Consider the following 16,750-nt stretch of genomic DNA (forward strand, 5'->3'; position numbering starts at 1 on the left):
AGGCGGCAGGGAGGAGAGTTTTAACTCAAAACTCAAAACTCAAAACTCAAAACTCAAAACTCAAAACTCCCCCTTCCCCGGCGATTGGCAAACCAGGATTGAAGTTGTTTTCGACAGGTAGATTCCATTATTCCTGCAATGACGGGTAAACGATGGTTGGAGAAAGGGCTATCGGGAATATTGGTAACGGTGCGGATTGTGCCAGTTTTGGGATCGTCCACAGCGTAGACTAGAAGTCCTAACCTTGCTAAAACGATCGCACCTGCACACATGGCACAGGGTTCTAATGTAACGTAGAGGGTGCAATGGTTGAGATGCCAGGTTTGCAGGGTTGTACCTGCTGCGCGGAGGGCGAGTATTTCTGCATGGGCGGTGGGATCTTTATCTCTTTCCCGACGATTTTCGGCGGTGGCGATCAAGTTATCGTTATTATCAATAATTACTGCACCGACGGGTACTTCTCCGGATTCACCTGCGCTTTGGGCAAGTGCGATCGCTTCCTTCATCCATTTTGGTAGAGTCGAGGGAGGCGATTATGCCTCGCCCCTCTCTGTTAGATCTGGGCGTGCAACTTTCACTGCACCCAGCTCCCGACAATCTGTTTTGCTCTTATGGTGTATGTAGTCATGACAGCTTTCGTGAACAACCATTAGATTTTTGTCTTTCCAGTTGCTGTGATTGCCGTCAATGTGATGTAGAGGCACTCTTTCTTCTCCCATGAGAAGATGACCACAGTGTCCACAAGTATGATTCTGCTTTTTTAGCAGTTTAGAGGTTTTACCGTCGTACAATGCGCTGTTACGCTTTGACCAGTAAAGGATATCTCCATCGAAAGGTGACTTATTCCCTTTGACATTTACGAATTTGTTTTCGTGATGGGGAACAGCGGGGAAAGCTTGGTTTATCAAATCGGTGACTTGATCGCGATTTAGCTTACTTTCTTTGTTGAATACTTTCCAGGCTCTGTGATTGATGTGCCATAAACTAAAGCGTGACCCATCTAATTTACAGAACTGGTGATAGTTTCTCCATCCTCTGACAATAGGTGCTAGCTTTTCTGCCTTTACCTTTGCCCCATAATTCGAGTTATTGACGATTTTTTTGACTTTATCTCGGAATTTTTTGAAGTTATCCACTGAGGGTTGACTTCTAAATTTTCCGTTTTTCTGCACTTTGAAGTGCCATCCTAGGAAGTCAAATCCATCTGTCGTTGCGGTTACTTTTGTCTTCCTTTCACTAACATTCATCCCTCTGGATGCAAGGAACTGACGTATTTGGTCAAGTATTTTTTCAGCGTCATCTTTCGGTTTGAGGATAATCACCATATCGTCGGCGTACCTGACCGATGGGTGTATAGCCTCGATACCATCTAGTGCTATGTTTGCCAGTAGTGGGCTAACTACTCCCCCTTGTGGTGTCCCTTGTTCAGGGAATTCTGGGTTTACTCCTGCTTTAAGACAACGGAAGATTCCGTCTCTAATACCCATTGGGGCAATGAGTCTATCCATAATAGTAGTGTGGCTTATTCTGTCAAAGCACTTTTCGATATCTAATTCGATGACGCGATTGGTTATTCCATTCTTACCGGAGTTTAGGTTTTGGAACAGGTATTTCTGAGCGTCATGTGCCGCTCTACCTGTTCTAAATCCGTAACTCCGTTCGTGGAATAACGCTTCGTGTGCAGGTTCTATGGCGTATTTGACTAAGCATTGCCACGCTCTGTCGTACATTGTGGGCACTTTTAATATTCGGGTTGACCCATCCTTCTTTGGTATGGGAATTTCTCTTAGCCCTTGGTGCTTCCATCTGTTAACATTAGACTTGAGAGTGTTACTCAAATCAAAGCGTTCCTGATGCGTCAGGGATGCTTTGCCGTCTATACCCGGGGTTTTCTTGCCTGCGTTGAGTTGTGTTACTTGACGTATTGCCAGTAATCTTGCTGCTAGGGACTTCAGAATTAGCTTCTGTAATGACTTGGCTTTACGCATGTCATTGGCTCGAATAGCTTTATACACTCGTCTTTGTAGGCGGAACAGATTACGGCGGTATTGCTTCCACGGTAGTTTGTTCCATAATTCACTAGCTTTTATCCTGTGTCCAATCATGCTCTACATCCAATTTGTGTACTCTGATTGCCTTTGAGCAATTACGCTCAATCCTACCCGAATCCTTGGGGTTACTCGTCTCGTCTCGTCTACCAGGGGTTCGACCTTCCCTGGACCTTAGATTCGTTTTTATTCGTTCCCTCAAGCGATTTTCTTGTCCCTTTAGGTGGAACCAATTCAACCATTGGATACCCTTAGTACGGCTACTCTTTCATCGAGAAGGTAGCGGGTATAAACTCCAATAAAGTCAGGGGGGTTAATCTTTTGCGATCCTGCTTTCAGATAGGCTGCTTTTGTAGGTTCTGTTTTCACCGTGGGGACTCCCCTAGCGCCAGTGTGGTTTCGGTCAACCTCTGATTGCGCCCTGTTCCCAGCTTCAGCCTCTAGAATTCCGAGTCTAGTCACTGTGGGCAGATTAGGAGTCACACCCGTACTTGGTGGGAGGGACTTGCACCCTCATCATCTTGAGAGTTTTACAGTCTTTAGTGGCTGTAAGTGACGTTAGTTCGTGGGTTTAGCCACTGATTCGGTCACAACGAATCGCACCGATGAATCTGATATCCTGCTTGATCTATTGGATGTAGTGTCATTGAGGGGAAATGGGGATAAATTGTAGGGTGCGTTACGCTACGCTATCGCGTTAGGTGCGTTAGCGTAGCGTAACGCAAGCAGATCGTAATAATATCAAACAGCCTCCGGGCTAACAGGTTGTGCCAATAAGGGATCTAATTCACCTTTGCTGTCTAAGGCATGAAGATCGTCACAACCGCCGATATGCTGATTATTAATGAAAATTTGCGGTACGCTGCGTCTTCCATTGGCGCGTTGAGCCATTTTAACTCTAGCAGCATCATCGCCGTCTATTTTATATTCGGTGAAGTCAACGCCTTTCCATTTCAGCAGCATTTTGGCTCGGATGCAGAATGGGCAGGTTTGCCAGGTGTAGATTTCTACGTTGGCTTTGATGCGATCGGGATGTCGTCCTAGGATAGGGTTGAGGAAGTCTAGCATTGTCATAAGGTTTTAGAGTTTCTCTTATATAGGGTAAATCATTTTTCGAGGAGAAAACTGATAGATTGTATTAGTTGCGACAACCGACTTAAGCTATCAGCCACTGTCTAATAGCTTAAGTCGGTTTCAACCGACTCAAAAGATTATTTATAGCAGTCGCTTTCGTCGGTTAAGGCATTCTCAGCTACCAAATTTTAACAAGGGGCTTAAGCTCCTTGTCCTAACCGCTGTGGCGGTTGCTATATCAAGTATATTACTATATTTTTATGGTACATTGGTTCAATAAATAGAATCCAAAGAGGAAATTGAAGTAAACCCACATATCGCCTAAAACCCAGAATAGGAGTTGACACGATGATAGTAGCAACTAAGAAATTAACCTTTGATGAATATTTACACTACTCAGACGGAAGCGATACGCAATATGAATTAGTAAATGGAGAATTAATACCCATGAGTCTTGGTACTGGTAAACATGGAGGAATTATCCGATTTTTGGAGCGAAGATTTGAAGCAGTAATTGAGGAATTAGGACATCCTTGGATTCCCTTAGCTACCCTAGTTGGTGTCCGTTCGCCTCGCGGGGGAAGATGGGACACATCTCGCATTCCAGACGTGACTGTTTTGCCAATTGAACAGTGGGAATCTCTTGCTAATCGAGAAGCGGTAATTGAACTTAATGAAGCGCCTCCAATCTTGGTAGTGGAAGTAGTTAGCGAGTCAACCAAAACTACAGACTATCGTAGCAAACGTTCTGAATATGCTGTACTTAATATTCAGGAATATTGGATTGTCGATCCCTTAGCAGAGGTGGTAATAGTATGCAGTTTAGCTGAGGGTTTTTACGATGCTGTGGAATTTCGAGGGAAAAATCCTATCGTCTCTAATGTATTCCCAGAGTTGAACTTGACAGCTAATCAAGTTTTGATGATTATTCTTAGTTGTTAGTTGTTAGTTGTTAGTTGTTTGTTGTTAGTTGTTTGTTGTTTGTTGTTTGTTGTTTGTTGCTGGCAAATAACTAACAACAAATAATTCTCATCTTAATGTATATAAATAAAGCTATATAATTTGTTACAAATAAATTTGAGTATTTGTAGCAATGAACACTGATTTTTTGATAAAACTACAATTTACTAGGCAAAATGCGCAAACTGAATGATTAATTTGCATTTATTACATAAGGCTATTGGAATTTTTGCCAGAATTATCTAGGATCACCCCTAAGATAAGTTGGGGAAAACACATGACAGCCAAAAAGAACCTAGTTGTAATCGGGAATGGTATGGTGGGTCATAAGTTCCTAGAGCTAATGGTTAGCAAAGGAGGAACGAATGATTGGAATTTAATTACTTTCTGTGAAGAAACCCGTGTTGCTTACGATCGCGTAAATCTCAGTGGCTATTTTTCGGGTAAGACTGCTGCTGACTTATCGCTGGTCGAACCTGGATTTTATCACGAAAACGGGATTAAGATTTATATCGGGGATAAAGCTGTTTCTATTAATCGGGAAAATAAAACCGTCTCTTCAGCTAATGGTGTAGAAATTTCCTATGATAAAATAGTTTTGGCAACGGGTTCATATCCTTTTGTCCCGCCAATTAAGGGTAATGATGCACCGGGTACGTTTGTATATAGAACAATTGATGATTTAGAAGAAATTTCCGCTTATGGTAAAAAATCTAAAGTTGGCGTGGTTGTCGGTGGTGGATTATTAGGATTAGAATGCGCTAATGCTTTGAAAAATATGGGATTAGAAACCCATGTGGTTGAATTTGCACCGCGACTAATGCCAGTCCAAATTGATGAAGTGGGCGGCAATATTCTGCGGGATAAGATAGAAGAATTAGGGGTAAAAGTCCATACCAGTAAATCCACAGTAGAAATTGTCAGCGAAAACGGTAAATTAGTCAAAATGCTATTTGCTGACGGTTCCGAGTTAGCCACTGATACTATTGTATTTTCCGCTGGAATTCGTCCTCGCGATGAATTGGCGAGAACTTCTGGACTAGCAGTGGGAGAAAGGGGCGGTATTGTCATTGACGATAATTGCCAAACCTCCGATCCTAATATATATGCTATTGGCGAATGTGCCCTCTATCAAAACCGGATTTATGGTTTAGTTGCTCCCGGTTATAATATGGCAGGTGTTGTTGCCGAGCGCTTTAGTAATAGTGGTGAGAGTACCTTTACTGGTGCAGATATGTCCACTAAGCTGAAACTTTTAGGCGTGGATGTAGCCAGTTTTGGCGATAATTTTGGTAAGACACCTGGGGCTAAGGAAATTGCGATCGCAGATTCAGTGCAAGGCATTTACAAAAAATTAGTAGTTTCGGCAAATGGGAAGTATCTGTTAGGCGGAATTTTGATAGGAGATGCTTCCGCTTACGGCACGTTACTGCAATTCGTGCAAAATAATATAGTATTACCTCCCCATCCCGAAGATTTACTATTACCACCGCGAGAAGGAAAAGCTCCTGTTGGGATGGGGGTAGATAAATTACCAGATACAGCCCAAATTTGCTCCTGCAATAACGTCACAAAAGAACAGATTTGCGCTGCAATCCGCGATGAGAAGATAACAGATGTTCCCAGTCTGAAAAAATGTACCAAAGCGGGAACAGGTTGCGGCGGTTGCGTACCATTGGTAACAGATTTACTGAAATCTGAATTAAAGAAAGCGGGAGTCGAGGTAAAAAATCATCTTTGCGAACATTTCCCCTATTCTCGTCAAGAACTTTATCACATCCTGCGAGTTAACCAGATTAAAACCTTTGACGAATTAATCCAACAACATGGCAACGGGAAGGGATGTGAAATCTGTAAACCAGCAGTTGGTTCAATGTTAGCTTCCACATGGAATGACTATATATTAAATAGTGCCCAAGTCCAGTTACAGGATACCAACGATTACTTCCTAGCCAATATCCAACGCGATGGAACATACTCGATTGTACCACGGATTCCCGGTGGTGAAATTACACCAGAAAAACTAATTGTTTTAGGCGAAGTAGCCCAAGAATTCGGACTCTATACCAAGATAACTGGCGGACAACGAATCGATCTATTTGGCGCACGAGTGGATCAATTACCATTAATTTGGCAACGATTAGTTGACGCAGGATTTGAATCAGGTCATGCTTATGGGAAAGCACTTCGGACAGTGAAATCCTGTGTAGGCAGTACCTGGTGTCGCTTCGGTGTCCAAGATTCCACAGCTTTAGCCATAGAAGTAGAACTACGATATCGCGGATTGCGATCGCCCCACAAACTGAAATCAGCAGTTTCCGGTTGCACCCGCGAATGTGCCGAAGCCCAAAGCAAAGATTTCGGCATCATCGCTACAGAAAAAGGTTGGAATTTATATATCTGTGGAAATGGTGGTATGAAACCCCAACACGCCATTTTATTGGCAGCAGATATCGACAAAGAAACCCTAATTAAGTATATAGATCGTTTCTTAGTCTTCTACATCCGCACCGCAGATCGACTAGAAAGAACCGCAACCTGGTTTAATAAACTAGAAGGAGGAATCGACTATCTGAAAGAAGTAATTATTGAAGATTCCTTGGGAATTTGCGCCGACTTAGAAGCACAAATGGAACACCTAGTCAAGAGCTACGAATGTGAATGGAAAGCCACAATCGAAGATCCCGAAAAAGTCAAACGCTTCCGCCACTTCATCAACACAGACAAACCAGATCCAACATTAGTTTACATTGAAGAAAGAGGACAAAAACGTCCAGCAACTGAAGCGGAAAAAGAAATGGCAATTACTCATTAGGAATGGCTAATGGCTAATTGCTAATTGCTAATTAACATTAAACCATCCGTTACATCCGTTACCACATCCGTTGCCACATTCATCATATCTTTGTAGGTAGCCTCGGCATCCTCAAAACCTCTGCGTACCTCTGTGAAAACCTCTGCGTACCTCTGTGTTAAAAAAAAGATACCGATGCCACCTCAATAATCACTTACAGATTAGGAAAAATAAAATGGTTCAAGCATTATCAATTCGCGAAAGTATCCGCCAATGGGTAGATATTTGTAACCTATCAGATATTGTCCCCAATACAGGAGTATGCGCCCTAGTCCAAAACCAACAAATTGCGATATTCCGAGTGGGAAGTGGCACAGATATCTATGCCCTGAGTAATTACGATCCCTTTAGCAAGGCATTTGTACTATCGCGAGGAATAATTGGCGATCGCAAAGGTATTATTAAGGTAGCTTCTCCGATTTACAAGCAGAATTTTAACCTAGCGACAGGAGAGTGTCTTGACGATGCTAATGTGAAAATTCCTACCTTTCCTGTGCGGGTAATGGATGAAAGAGTAGAGATAGGAATCAGTAATTAGGAATTGTTTTTTGAGCCAAAAACCCGGTTTCTTGGAGAAACCGGGTTTTTTTGTATTTCTATTGTTGAGAGAGTTTATTTTTTTAACGCAAAGAGCGGAAAGATTATTTAAACAGAATTTCTACAGGACAACTAAACTCAGGTAAAAGAGGACTAGTTAGATTATCTTCCCTAAATAACGTAGCGGCTAATTTTAAAATACCATTTTCCCGCCGATAAACTTCTACTTTTATCTGTTGGCGATTAAAAATCCAGTATTCTCGCACTCCTTGAATTGAGTAAAGTTTCAGTTTCACTTCCCTATCCCGCCTTTCCTGCTCCGCACCTGGAGATAGTACTTCCACGACTAATTCTGGCGCACCTGTTAAATGCCCAGCTTCATCCAAAATCTCGGCTAAACGTTCATTACTCGCCCAAACTACATCAGGAATTACATTATCAGCATCTGTAAAAATAATACCAGGACTAGTAGCTGCATCTCCTAACCCCGTGTTTCTTGACCAAATTTTCAATTCTGTGCAAACATTATCAGCAACATTTTGATGTTTCCAGTCAGGCGCTCTTGTCACAAATAAGTCTCCATTAATAATCTCATAATGTTTGCCATCATTGGATAATAACTCCAAGTCAGCAGTTGTCCAGCGTATTTTATCTATTACTGTGGGGGACATAGGTTAAATCTCGATTGAGCATCCTTGTAGTTTTTTAGTTTAGATACCAATGAACCAGGTATTCTTGCCTTTATGATAGCAGCGATCGCCAAGGGATTGGAGTAAGATAGAGGTATTAGGATACTATCTAAATAAAAGTTCTACAGGACAACTAAACTCAGGTAAAAGAGGACTAGTTAGATTATCTTCTCTAAATAACGTAGCGGCTAATTTTAAAATACCATTTTCCCGCCGATAAACTTCTACTTTTATCTGTTGGCGATTAAAAATCCAGTATTCTCGCACTCCTTGAATTGAGTAAAGTTTCAGTTTCACTTCCCTATCCCGCCTTTCCTGCTCCGCACCTGGAGATAGTACTTCCACGACTAATTCTGGCGCACCTGTTAAATGCCCAGCTTCATCCAAAATCTCGGCTAAACGTTCATTACTCGCCCAAACTACATCAGGAATTACATTATCAGCATCTGTAAAAATAATACCAGGACTAGTAGCTGCATCTCCTAACCCCGTGTTTCTTGACCAAATTTTCAATTCTGTGCAAACATTATCAGCAACATTTTGATGTTTCCAGTCAGGCGCTCTTGTCACAAATAAGTCTCCATTAATAATCTCATAATGTTTGCCATCATTGGGTAATAACTCCAAATCGGCAGTTGTCCAGCGTATTTTATCTATTACTGTGGGGGACATAGGTCAAATCTCAATTGGTCATGACAATCCGGCATCATTTCCAGTATAGCATTTGCTTAATTGTCATTTTCATCTAGTAAATACTAAGGATTTATTTTTTTAACGCAAAGAGCGCAAAGTGTTGAAGTAAGATAGAGGTTGGTGATATTAAAATCTTGCTCCTACGATCGTCTTTCGTAAGAGGTCTAATGTCACAACAGTACTCAACTCAAATTAGATCCGGATCGATCCCTTGCGATCGCAAATATGCCGCTAATCGCTCTTTCTGTTGCTGTTCTCGATCCGCACGTTCTCGTTCTTGTTCGGCACGTTCTCGTTCTTGCTGGGCACGTTCTCGTTCCTGCTGGGCACGTTCTCGTTCTTGTTCGGCACGTTCTCGTTCCTGCTGGGCAATAGCCTCTACTTCTTGAACTTTCTCTACTGCCCAAGGTAGCATTGTCCCAGCTTCGTCCCACCAGCGCAACCAGTATCCTGTCCTTTCTTCTTTCTTGCCCCGCCAGGTTCCCAAAAATAACATCATTTCTGGAATCCAATGCCGTCCGTTTTCATCGGGCATTTGCAATTGATAGGTGCTATTTTCCAGGACGTAAAACTCTAATAATCCACCCACAGGCTCAAAGATTATGTAATATGGGACTTGCAAAATTCGTTCGTAGAAGTGCCATTTTCCGGGTGGATAGGTTTGCTTGGAGGAATATTCTTCGCCTTCTGTTGCTGAGAGAAACTCCATCACAATTGTTGGGATATCTCCTTCTAAATTAGGTGTATAGCTGCGACGTTCTTCTGTACCTTCGAGGGGCAATACAGCAGGCACGTACAACCAATCGGGCGCTTTCACCACCATCTGCTCGTCCACCGTAGCGCACAAGCCAAAATTGGACACTACTAGCATTTCAGGACGAATCCAATTTGCTAGTTCCAGGCTTTCGCGCAATGCACCAGCCAGCAAAGGTTGAGCAGTATTTTCCACGGGATCGTCAGGGAGTTGATAATCGGCAGGCAAGGGTTCCCAGCGAATCTGAGATTGAATTCGAGGGGGTTTAACTGGAGTCACAGTCATAGTTGAGTGCCTCAGTTGGGAAGTTATTTGATAATTGTACTACTTATGGTGTTTGCTTAAGTCCTGATTAATAAAAAACTTAATCCGTTATACTATTAACCGCTGAACTCTGTCTGGAATTTCCAGATTTACTGTAATTATCAAATGTCCATTCTAATTTCTCGCATGACAGCGGTACAATCACCGCTAATTCCCATTGTCGGCGAACTTATTCGCACTCATCCCGGCACTATATCTTTAGGACAAGGCGTAGTTTATTATAGTCCGCCACCAGAAGCGATCGCATCTTTATCCCAATTCCTCGCTGAACCCAATAATCATAAGTACCAAGCCGTTGTTGGTATTCCTCCCCTCATATCAGCAATTACCACTAAACTCAAAGTCGATAATCATATCGAAATTAACGATAATAACTGTATCGTGGTGACGGCTGGAAGTAATATGGGATTTATGAATGCTATTCTCGCCATCACTAATCCTGGTGATGAGATTATTATTCAATCTCCTTATTATTTTAACCACGAAATGGCGATTAGGATGGCAAGTTGTCGTCCGATAGTTGTAGCAACGGATGATAATTATCAACTGCAACCTTTGGCGATCGCAAATGCTATTACTGATAAAACTAAAGCCATTGTAACTATCTCACCGAATAATCCCACAGGTGCAGTTTATTCAGAAGCCGCTTTAAGAGAAGTGAATAAAATATGTCGCGATCGTGGAATTTACCATATTAGCGATGAAGCCTATGAATATTTTACCTACAACGGAGTAAAGCACGTTTCACCAGGTTCCTTTTCTGATAGTAGCGACTATACAATTTCCCTCTATTCCCTATCAAAAGCTTATGGATTTGCCAGTTGGCGGATTGGGTATATGGTAATTCCCAAACACTTACTAGGTGCAGTTGAAAAAGTACAGGATACAATCCTAATTTGTCCTCCGGTAATCTCTCAGTATGCTGCTTTAGGAGCATTGCAGGTAGGGAGGAAGTATTGTGAGGAATATGTGAGTGCGATGGCATCGGTACGAGAGTTAGTGCTAGAATCATTAAAAAACCTGGATGGCTTATGTACGATTGCACCTGCGGATGGGGCGTTTTACTTTTTTCTCAAGGTTAATACTAAATTAGATTCGTTTGAGTTAGTAAAACATTTAGTAAAAGAACATAGAGTTGCGGTTCTCCCCGGTACAACCTTTGGGATGGAAGATGGCTGTTATTTGCGAGTTGCTTATGGGGCTTTACAAGAAGAAACAGCAGTAGAGGGAATTGAAAGATTAGTACGGGGATTGGAAATTATTTTGTCACATAATATCTAGTAGGGTGCGTTATATTTAACGCACCCTACTACTCTATCCCCTGACCATGCTATCATTGACCACGATGATTGCTACCCATAAGGAGAAACAAAATGAACTTCAATCTTCGCAACATCCTAGTCGGTGCGGGAATTGCTGCTGTTGGTGCAGTTGGTACTAAAGTTGCAGTCGATTATTTCCGCAACCGTGGGAAAGAAGAAGTTATTGATGAAAGCCAAGGTGACGCTGAACCTACATCAGCACAAGAAGTGGCTTTTGTCAATGTAGAAAATAATTCCGTCCAGACTTTCCTCGATGTTAGCTTTGGAAATCCTGGTCGTTATACCCCCACTCGTCCGCCCAAAATTTTCGATTATCAAGGTCAACAATACATGGTAATTTGGGCTTACGATAATCAAAAATCGAAAAATCAAATGTTGGCTTTCTTATACGCTCCAGATGGTCGTCACATGATTGCTAGTGTGGGATATACGGCTGAGGCAACTGATTACAATATTAACTTAGAAAGTACACCATTTGCTGTGGAAGTTAATGGGACTAAAATTACATCTGGTCAAAGTCAAACTGGGGGAACCAATGAAGTAGACTTTGTGCTAGCAGGTGCTTAATTCCGCATGTTTGAAGTGGAGATGGTAGCAAAAATCGATAAAATGAAATCGATGTTTTGATTTTAGCAAAGATACAATTGCCTGATAGAATACGCGATCGCTCTTGACTGAAGGAAAGGCGATCGCATTTTATTATAGCAGCGGAATGGCAGGCGCGATATCTGGGTTGGGCGTTAGCGTAGCGTCTCGCGGGGATACAAGAAAGGTGTAGCCTCTCGTAGAGAAGAGATCGCGTTTTTAGTGAGGGTGTTAAAATGTATTGGTATTTAGATTAGTCGAAGAGAAGGGCGATATGAAATTAGATGTTATGGTTAGCGTGAGTCCAGATGGTAAATTAGAAATTCCGGCAGAGATTGAAACTCAATTCAAACCTGGCGATCAATATACAGTTACAATTACCGCAGATAGTATTATTTTTCAGAAGGTAAAAATAGGTTTCGACTGGGAGGAATGGGAACGGCGAGTAAAAGCAGCTAACCCCGATCCTGATGAGTTAACCATGGAAGAAATTTGTGAACTTGTCAGGGAAGTGCGTCGCGAGAAACGTTTGGAAAGAGAGTCGCAACAATGAAAATTGTCGTGGATACAAATATCTTTGTGTCAGGTTGGCTATGGGGAGGTATCCCTGCTCGTTTATTCAGGTTAGCAAGAACTCATCAAGTCATAATTTGTGCTTGTGAGCCAATACTAGCAGAATTAGAGACTACCTTAGAGAAACAAAAACTACAAGCTAAATTACAATCTTTGGGTTTTACCGTTAATGGTTTAATGAGGGGGACACGAGAGTTAGTGGAAGTTTACCCTATTTCTACTATAAACTTGCCTGAGTTAAGAGATCCTAATGATAATATGATTTTAGCAACTGCGATCGCTGCTGCTGTTGATGTAATTGTGACGGGCGATTTGGATTTGTTAGTCTTGCAGGAATATGAGGGGATTCTTATTGTTACGGCTAGGGAGTTTTTGGATCGTTATTTTCCAGAAAATTAGGAGGCGTTTGCACTTGGATCGAGGAAGAGAGATCGCTCTGGCTCTGACAGTGCTATGCTAGATAGCAGAACAATCAGATATTGGCGAGGAAAAAATATTGTCAACTATCACCGATATAGGAACTTTAATTAGTTGCAATCCAGACATACACGATGGGTGTCCAATTATTGCCGGAACGAGTGTTACCGTTGGGCGCATTGCTATTTGGTATAAGCAAGGTTTTGCCGCAGAAGAAATTGCAGATCGCATCGGGTATTTAACTTTAACTCAAGTCTATGCAGCTTTGACTTATTACCATGCTAACCGAGCTGAAATTGATGCAGAAATTGCAGCGAAAGCAGCCGAAGCAGAGCGAATAGAAGCCTTGATTTCTGAGGATCAGATTCAAAAGTTGCCCACCAATATAGCTTTAGAAATACCAACAATAGCTAACTATTCCAGTCGCCGAGAATTTATGCAATTGCCACTAGAAGAGAGGCGAAATATTTTAGCAAAACAAGCTGATGTAATGTTGCAACATTACCAGGAAGATAAAGAATGGCAAGAATTAGAAGGCGGAGATTTAATTGACTACTAACTCTCCTAAACGAGGTGATATAGTGATGCAACCGAAACTGTTTTCACGATTCAACAGATATTAAAAAAACATGTTAAAATGGTTATCTGCTAGTTTTAAAGATATAGCTAAATGAAAGAAAACCATGACCATAACACCAATCAAAACTAAGCAACTGCTCTCCTTTGAGCAATTTGTCAAGCAACTTCCAGATGAAGAAGGGCGCTACGAACTAGTAAATGGAGAAATTGTGAGAATATTACCAATCAGACTGCATGAAACCCTCGCTGAATTTCTGTCAGATACTTTCAAAGACGAGGTAAAACGACTCAAGCTTAACTATTGGGTATCTGGCAGAATTGTGATAAGGACTTTCACTGCAAACGGTAAAGAACAAGGCAGACATCCTGATATCAGTGTAGTAGATAAAACTCTTTGGGAATCACAACCTTTCGCCTACTCAGCGCTAACTGAACCCCCACAATTAGTCGTAGAAATAGTATCAACAAATTGGGAAGATGACTATATCGACAAGCTGGATGAATATCAGCGGTTAGGCATTCCTGAATACTGGATTGTAGATTATTTAGCTTTGGGAAGTAGAAATTATTTGGGCAATCCCAAAGTGCCAACAGTATTTGTTTACCTCATCGATGAAAATGGGGTTTATCAAATGACAGCTTACCAAGGAAATAACCGAATTATATCGCGCACTTTCCCAGAATTAGCGCTGACAGCAGAGCAAGTGTTAGATGTATAAAAAATCGCGCTTGCTCTGGTGTTATCTTTTATATAAGACATCTATCAGGTGAAAAAATGCCAATAGTTAACAAAATACTGGAAATACCAACAGAAACGGGAATTAATATATATAACGTCACTCCCCAAATCCAGGAATTAATTTCAGCGACATCGATTCAAAATGGACAAGCATTAGTCTTTTCTCGCCACACGACTACAGCCTTGGCGATTAATGAGTATGAGGAACGATTATTTGAGGATATTAAGGTTTATTTGAGGAAACTAGCACCAGAGAGCGATCCCTATTTGCATAATGATTTACATTTGCGCATTGTACCCGATGATGAACCGATGAATGCACACTCTCACTTGATGGCAATGACACTGAGTACCAGTGAAGTAATTCCGATAATAGATGGTAAATTAGCATTAGGCACTTGGCAATCTGTCTTATTTTTTGATTTAGATGGTCCTCGGAAACGGACTTTATTGGTGCAAATTTCTGGGGAATAGGAAGTGGGGAGTAGGTAAATGACTAATGACTATTTTGCCAAAATATTTCTGTTAGTATGGCATCAACATCACGGTTGAAGTGCCAAAAGTTAGGAAACTCCACATTGGGGTAATCTTTCCTAACTTTTTCTAAAGAATACTGATAGCAATCATCAAACACTTTCAAGAAATAGCCCTGAAGACTAGGCGAATCATCAATACTTCTGCCTAACCGTCTACGTTGTTCTGCAATAGTGTTTTCCCAGCCACGATTATCGTATAAACTGTTAACATAACAGCGCTTCAGCAAATGTTCCAATAAAACATCCAAGCGACTCTCTAATTCGTGCCTTTCTGAACGCCCCAATGCTTCTATCTCGTCAATTAGATTCTCCCAGTCCAAATTTTTAACATCTCGTGTCTTGAGACAGGCGACTGTATCCTCAAGCCATAAGAGAAAGTCACTTTCATAAAGAGATGTCTGAGTAGCTGATTGTGCCATGGATCTCTTCCTTGTATATCATTTCTATAATATCACCCTTAACTGCTATGGCAAGCTAAGATACCCGATTTATTCAGCGGATGTAAGGAGGGTATACTTAAATCGGAATGGTTATAAAATCGTTATATGAGTCCTATCAGCGACTGAGTAGCTAACTGAAGTAGCAGGAGGTACGATTTTGACTAATTCATCGCCTGAGTCTAACACCCAAAATCCTCTAGATCCCGATCTAGAATTAGATAATGCTGCCTTCAGCGTTGCCCAAATTCAGGCTGAACTTAATTACAAACAGGCACAAGATGCCCTCAGAGACTTGGTAGCTAATTTAGACTTAACCCCCCAAGAAAAAACAGGTTTAGAGTCGGATATTGAGGAATTAACTAATCTTCTAAATAAACTTAACCAAACTTCTGTGCAAATTGCCGCATTTGGTATGGTTGGAAGGGGGAAATCTTCGGTACTTAATTCCTTATTAGGTCAACCTATATTTGAAACCGGACCTCTCCATGGTGTGACTCAAAACTCGCAAACTGCTAACTGGAAATTGAGTCAAGAAACCATCGGGGATTCGGATCGAGAAATCCTGCGGGTGGCGTTACCGAGTATTGGTAATTCCCAAATTGAACTAATAGATACACCTGGGATTGATGAGGTAGATGGAGAAACTCGTGAAGCCTTAGCATTGACAGTAGCTAAACATGCGGATCTAATTTTATTTGTGATTGCTGGTGATGTGACTAAAGTTGAATATGAGGCACTTTGTCAGTTGCGAGAATTTGGAAAGCCGATGTTATTGGTATTTAATAAAATTGACCAGTATCCCGAAGCTGATCGACTAGAAATTTACCATAAAATTAGAGACGATCGCGTTAAACAACTCCTATCTCCATCGGAAATAGTAATGGTGGCTGCCTCTCCTTTAGTTGCTGTTGCAGTACGCCGCCCGGATGGAAGTAAGGCAATTAAACGGCATTCTGGCAAACCAGAAATAGATGAGTTAAAGTTAAAAATACTGGAAATATTACACCGTGAAGGTAAATCTTTGGTTGCCCTCAATACGATGTTATATGCAGGGGAAGTAAACGAGCAAATAGTTCAGCGAAAAATGATAATTAGGGAAGAAAGTGCGGATAAGATTATCTGGAGAGCAGTGAAAACCAAAGCAATTGCGATCGCACTCAACCCTGTTACCTTTGTGGACATCTTTACTGCCACAGTGGTTGATATAGTAATGATTTTAGCCTTATCTCACCTCTATGGCATTCCCATGACTCAACCAGGCGCGATCGCATTATTACAAAAAATCGCCATTAGTATGGGTGGAATCAGTGCCAGCGAACTTTTAGCGACTCTAGGATTAAGTGGAATTAAAGGATTATTAGGTTTATCTGCACCTGCAACAGGTGGGATATCCTTAGCACCTTATATCTCTGTTGCTATTACCCAAGCTGGAGTTGCCGGGGTTTCATCTTATGCGATTGGGCAAGTAACTAAAACCTATTTAGCTAATGGCGCATCTTGGGGAGAAGATGGCCCAAAAGCTGTTGTTAGTCGCATTCTTTCTTCTCTAGATGAAACCTCTATTTTAAATCGGATTAAAGGAGAATTGGCTGCAAAATTGGGGAAGGATGAAGGATGAAGTATGAA

General features: G+C 41.5%; 18 protein-coding genes and 1 pseudogene. 11 read left to right on the top strand and 8 right to left on the bottom strand.

Features of this window, described 5'->3' with window-relative positions:
- Nucleotides 1-53: 53 nt before the first annotated feature.
- From NJ959_RS02945 to grxC, 4 genes are all read right to left on the bottom strand, one after another.
- Nucleotides 54-506, bottom strand: coding sequence for a nucleoside deaminase (locus NJ959_RS02945; protein WP_254010251.1), 453 nt, complete (start codon nucleotides 504-506; stop codon nucleotides 54-56).
- 27 nt (nucleotides 507-533) lie between these two features.
- Complete coding sequence (locus tag NJ959_RS02950) at nucleotides 534-2,105, bottom strand: group II intron reverse transcriptase/maturase (protein ID WP_254010252.1); 1,572 nt, start codon at nucleotides 2,103-2,105, stop codon at nucleotides 534-536.
- Nucleotides 2,106-2,282: 177 nt separating this feature from the next.
- Nucleotides 2,283-2,417 (bottom strand): hypothetical protein, encoded by a 135-nt coding sequence (locus NJ959_RS30065; RefSeq protein ID WP_256528620.1) that lies wholly within the window; start codon nucleotides 2,415-2,417, stop codon nucleotides 2,283-2,285.
- A 372-nt stretch (nucleotides 2,418-2,789) separates the two neighbouring features.
- Nucleotides 2,790-3,116, bottom strand: coding sequence for a glutaredoxin 3 (gene grxC / locus NJ959_RS02955; protein ID WP_254010284.1), 327 nt, complete (start codon nucleotides 3,114-3,116; stop codon nucleotides 2,790-2,792).
- Between the two features lie 354 nt (nucleotides 3,117-3,470).
- Here grxC and NJ959_RS02960 point away from each other — a divergent pair, with 354 nt between their 5' ends.
- From NJ959_RS02960 to nirD, 3 genes are all read left to right on the top strand, one after another.
- The gene (locus tag NJ959_RS02960; RefSeq protein ID WP_254010253.1) at nucleotides 3,471-4,064 is read left to right on the top strand and encodes a Uma2 family endonuclease; all 594 of its coding nucleotides are present in this window, start codon (nucleotides 3,471-3,473) and stop codon (nucleotides 4,062-4,064) included.
- A 295-nt stretch (nucleotides 4,065-4,359) separates the two neighbouring features.
- Nucleotides 4,360-6,897 (top strand): nitrite reductase large subunit NirB, encoded by a 2,538-nt coding sequence (nirB, locus tag NJ959_RS02965; protein ID WP_254010254.1) that lies wholly within the window; start codon nucleotides 4,360-4,362, stop codon nucleotides 6,895-6,897.
- A 214-nt stretch (nucleotides 6,898-7,111) separates the two neighbouring features.
- Nucleotides 7,112-7,474 carry a nitrite reductase small subunit NirD gene (gene nirD, locus NJ959_RS02970; RefSeq protein WP_254010255.1) on the top strand — a complete coding sequence of 121 codons (363 nt, stop codon included), beginning with the start codon at nucleotides 7,112-7,114 and terminating at the stop codon, nucleotides 7,472-7,474.
- Nucleotides 7,475-7,577: 103 nt separating this feature from the next.
- Here nirD and NJ959_RS02975 read toward each other — a convergent pair whose 3' ends face one another.
- The 3 genes from NJ959_RS02975 to NJ959_RS02985 form a co-directional block, all read right to left on the bottom strand.
- A complete protein-coding gene (locus NJ959_RS02975; RefSeq protein WP_254010256.1) occupies nucleotides 7,578-8,144 on the bottom strand; it encodes a Uma2 family endonuclease in 567 nt (188 codons plus the stop codon).
- Between the two features lie 123 nt (nucleotides 8,145-8,267).
- On the bottom strand, nucleotides 8,268-8,834 hold the full coding sequence (locus NJ959_RS02980; protein ID WP_254010257.1) for a Uma2 family endonuclease: 567 nt from the start codon (nucleotides 8,832-8,834) through the stop codon (nucleotides 8,268-8,270).
- 208 nt (nucleotides 8,835-9,042) lie between these two features.
- Entirely contained in the window at nucleotides 9,043-9,894 is an 852-nt protein-coding gene (locus tag NJ959_RS02985; protein WP_254010258.1) for a Uma2 family endonuclease, read from the bottom strand.
- 144 nt (nucleotides 9,895-10,038) lie between these two features.
- On the opposite strand from NJ959_RS02985, the gene NJ959_RS02990 reads away from it, so the two are divergent.
- The 7 genes and pseudogenes from NJ959_RS02990 (at nucleotide 10,039) to NJ959_RS03020 (ending at nucleotide 14,622) form a co-directional block, all read left to right on the top strand.
- Complete coding sequence (locus NJ959_RS02990; protein ID WP_254010259.1) at nucleotides 10,039-11,214, top strand: pyridoxal phosphate-dependent aminotransferase; 1,176 nt, start codon at nucleotides 10,039-10,041, stop codon at nucleotides 11,212-11,214.
- 92 nt (nucleotides 11,215-11,306) lie between these two features.
- Nucleotides 11,307-11,822, top strand: coding sequence for a hypothetical protein (locus NJ959_RS02995; RefSeq protein ID WP_254010260.1), 516 nt, complete (start codon nucleotides 11,307-11,309; stop codon nucleotides 11,820-11,822).
- A gap of 292 nt (nucleotides 11,823-12,114) precedes the next feature.
- Entirely contained in the window at nucleotides 12,115-12,393 is a 279-nt protein-coding gene (locus NJ959_RS03000) for a hypothetical protein (protein ID WP_254010261.1), read from the top strand.
- Nucleotides 12,390-12,812, top strand: a complete 423-nt coding sequence (locus NJ959_RS03005; protein WP_254010262.1) for a putative toxin-antitoxin system toxin component, PIN family — start codon at nucleotides 12,390-12,392, stop codon at nucleotides 12,810-12,812. Before NJ959_RS03000 ends, NJ959_RS03005 begins: the two co-directional genes overlap by 4 nt.
- A 97-nt stretch (nucleotides 12,813-12,909) precedes the next feature.
- Nucleotides 12,910-13,179, top strand: a pseudogene (locus NJ959_RS30575) (DUF433 domain-containing protein); the annotation flags it as partial.
- Between the two features lie 334 nt (nucleotides 13,180-13,513).
- Entirely contained in the window at nucleotides 13,514-14,128 is a 615-nt protein-coding gene (locus NJ959_RS03015; RefSeq protein ID WP_254010264.1) for a Uma2 family endonuclease, read from the top strand.
- A 56-nt stretch (nucleotides 14,129-14,184) separates the two neighbouring features.
- Nucleotides 14,185-14,622, top strand: coding sequence for a secondary thiamine-phosphate synthase enzyme YjbQ (locus tag NJ959_RS03020; RefSeq protein WP_254010265.1), 438 nt, complete (start codon nucleotides 14,185-14,187; stop codon nucleotides 14,620-14,622).
- Nucleotides 14,623-14,644: 22 nt separating this feature from the next.
- On the opposite strand, the gene NJ959_RS03025 is transcribed toward NJ959_RS03020, so the two are convergent.
- Entirely contained in the window at nucleotides 14,645-15,103 is a 459-nt protein-coding gene (locus tag NJ959_RS03025; RefSeq protein WP_254010266.1) for a DUF29 domain-containing protein, read from the bottom strand.
- 178 nt (nucleotides 15,104-15,281) lie between these two features.
- On the opposite strand from NJ959_RS03025, the gene NJ959_RS03030 reads away from it, so the two are divergent.
- A complete protein-coding gene (locus tag NJ959_RS03030) occupies nucleotides 15,282-16,742 on the top strand; it encodes a GTP-binding protein (RefSeq protein WP_254010267.1) in 1,461 nt (486 codons plus the stop codon).
- Nucleotides 16,743-16,750 lie beyond the last annotated feature (8 nt).

Source organism: Limnofasciculus baicalensis BBK-W-15 (assembly GCF_024178385.1).
GTDB classification, from domain to species: Bacteria; Cyanobacteriota; Cyanobacteriia; order Cyanobacteriales; family Coleofasciculaceae; genus Limnofasciculus; species Limnofasciculus baicalensis.

Bases quoted from the DNA above. Each gene is read 5' to 3' on its own strand.
- NJ959_RS02945 (WP_254010251.1), bottom strand. From the start codon at position 506: ATGAAGGAAGCGATCGCACTTGCCCAAAGCGCAGGTGAATCCGGAGAA.
- NJ959_RS02950 (WP_254010252.1), bottom strand. From the start codon at position 2,105: ATGATTGGACACAGGATAAAAGCTAGTGAATTATGGAACAAACTACCG.
- grxC (WP_254010284.1), bottom strand. From the start codon at position 3,116: ATGCTAGACTTCCTCAACCCTATCCTAGGACGACATCCCGATCGCATC.
- NJ959_RS02960 (WP_254010253.1), top strand. From the start codon at position 3,471: ATGATAGTAGCAACTAAGAAATTAACCTTTGATGAATATTTACACTAC.
- nirB (WP_254010254.1), top strand. From the start codon at position 4,360: ATGACAGCCAAAAAGAACCTAGTTGTAATCGGGAATGGTATGGTGGGT.
- nirD (WP_254010255.1), top strand. From the start codon at position 7,112: ATGGTTCAAGCATTATCAATTCGCGAAAGTATCCGCCAATGGGTAGAT.
- NJ959_RS02975 (WP_254010256.1), bottom strand. From the start codon at position 8,144: ATGTCCCCCACAGTAATAGATAAAATACGCTGGACAACTGCTGACTTG.
- NJ959_RS02980 (WP_254010257.1), bottom strand. From the start codon at position 8,834: ATGTCCCCCACAGTAATAGATAAAATACGCTGGACAACTGCCGATTTG.
- NJ959_RS02985 (WP_254010258.1), bottom strand. From the start codon at position 9,894: ATGACTGTGACTCCAGTTAAACCCCCTCGAATTCAATCTCAGATTCGC.
- NJ959_RS02990 (WP_254010259.1), top strand. From the start codon at position 10,039: ATGTCCATTCTAATTTCTCGCATGACAGCGGTACAATCACCGCTAATT.
- NJ959_RS02995 (WP_254010260.1), top strand. From the start codon at position 11,307: ATGAACTTCAATCTTCGCAACATCCTAGTCGGTGCGGGAATTGCTGCT.
- NJ959_RS03000 (WP_254010261.1), top strand. From the start codon at position 12,115: ATGAAATTAGATGTTATGGTTAGCGTGAGTCCAGATGGTAAATTAGAA.
- NJ959_RS03005 (WP_254010262.1), top strand. From the start codon at position 12,390: ATGAAAATTGTCGTGGATACAAATATCTTTGTGTCAGGTTGGCTATGG.
- NJ959_RS03015 (WP_254010264.1), top strand. From the start codon at position 13,514: ATGACCATAACACCAATCAAAACTAAGCAACTGCTCTCCTTTGAGCAA.
- NJ959_RS03020 (WP_254010265.1), top strand. From the start codon at position 14,185: ATGCCAATAGTTAACAAAATACTGGAAATACCAACAGAAACGGGAATT.
- NJ959_RS03025 (WP_254010266.1), bottom strand. From the start codon at position 15,103: ATGGCACAATCAGCTACTCAGACATCTCTTTATGAAAGTGACTTTCTC.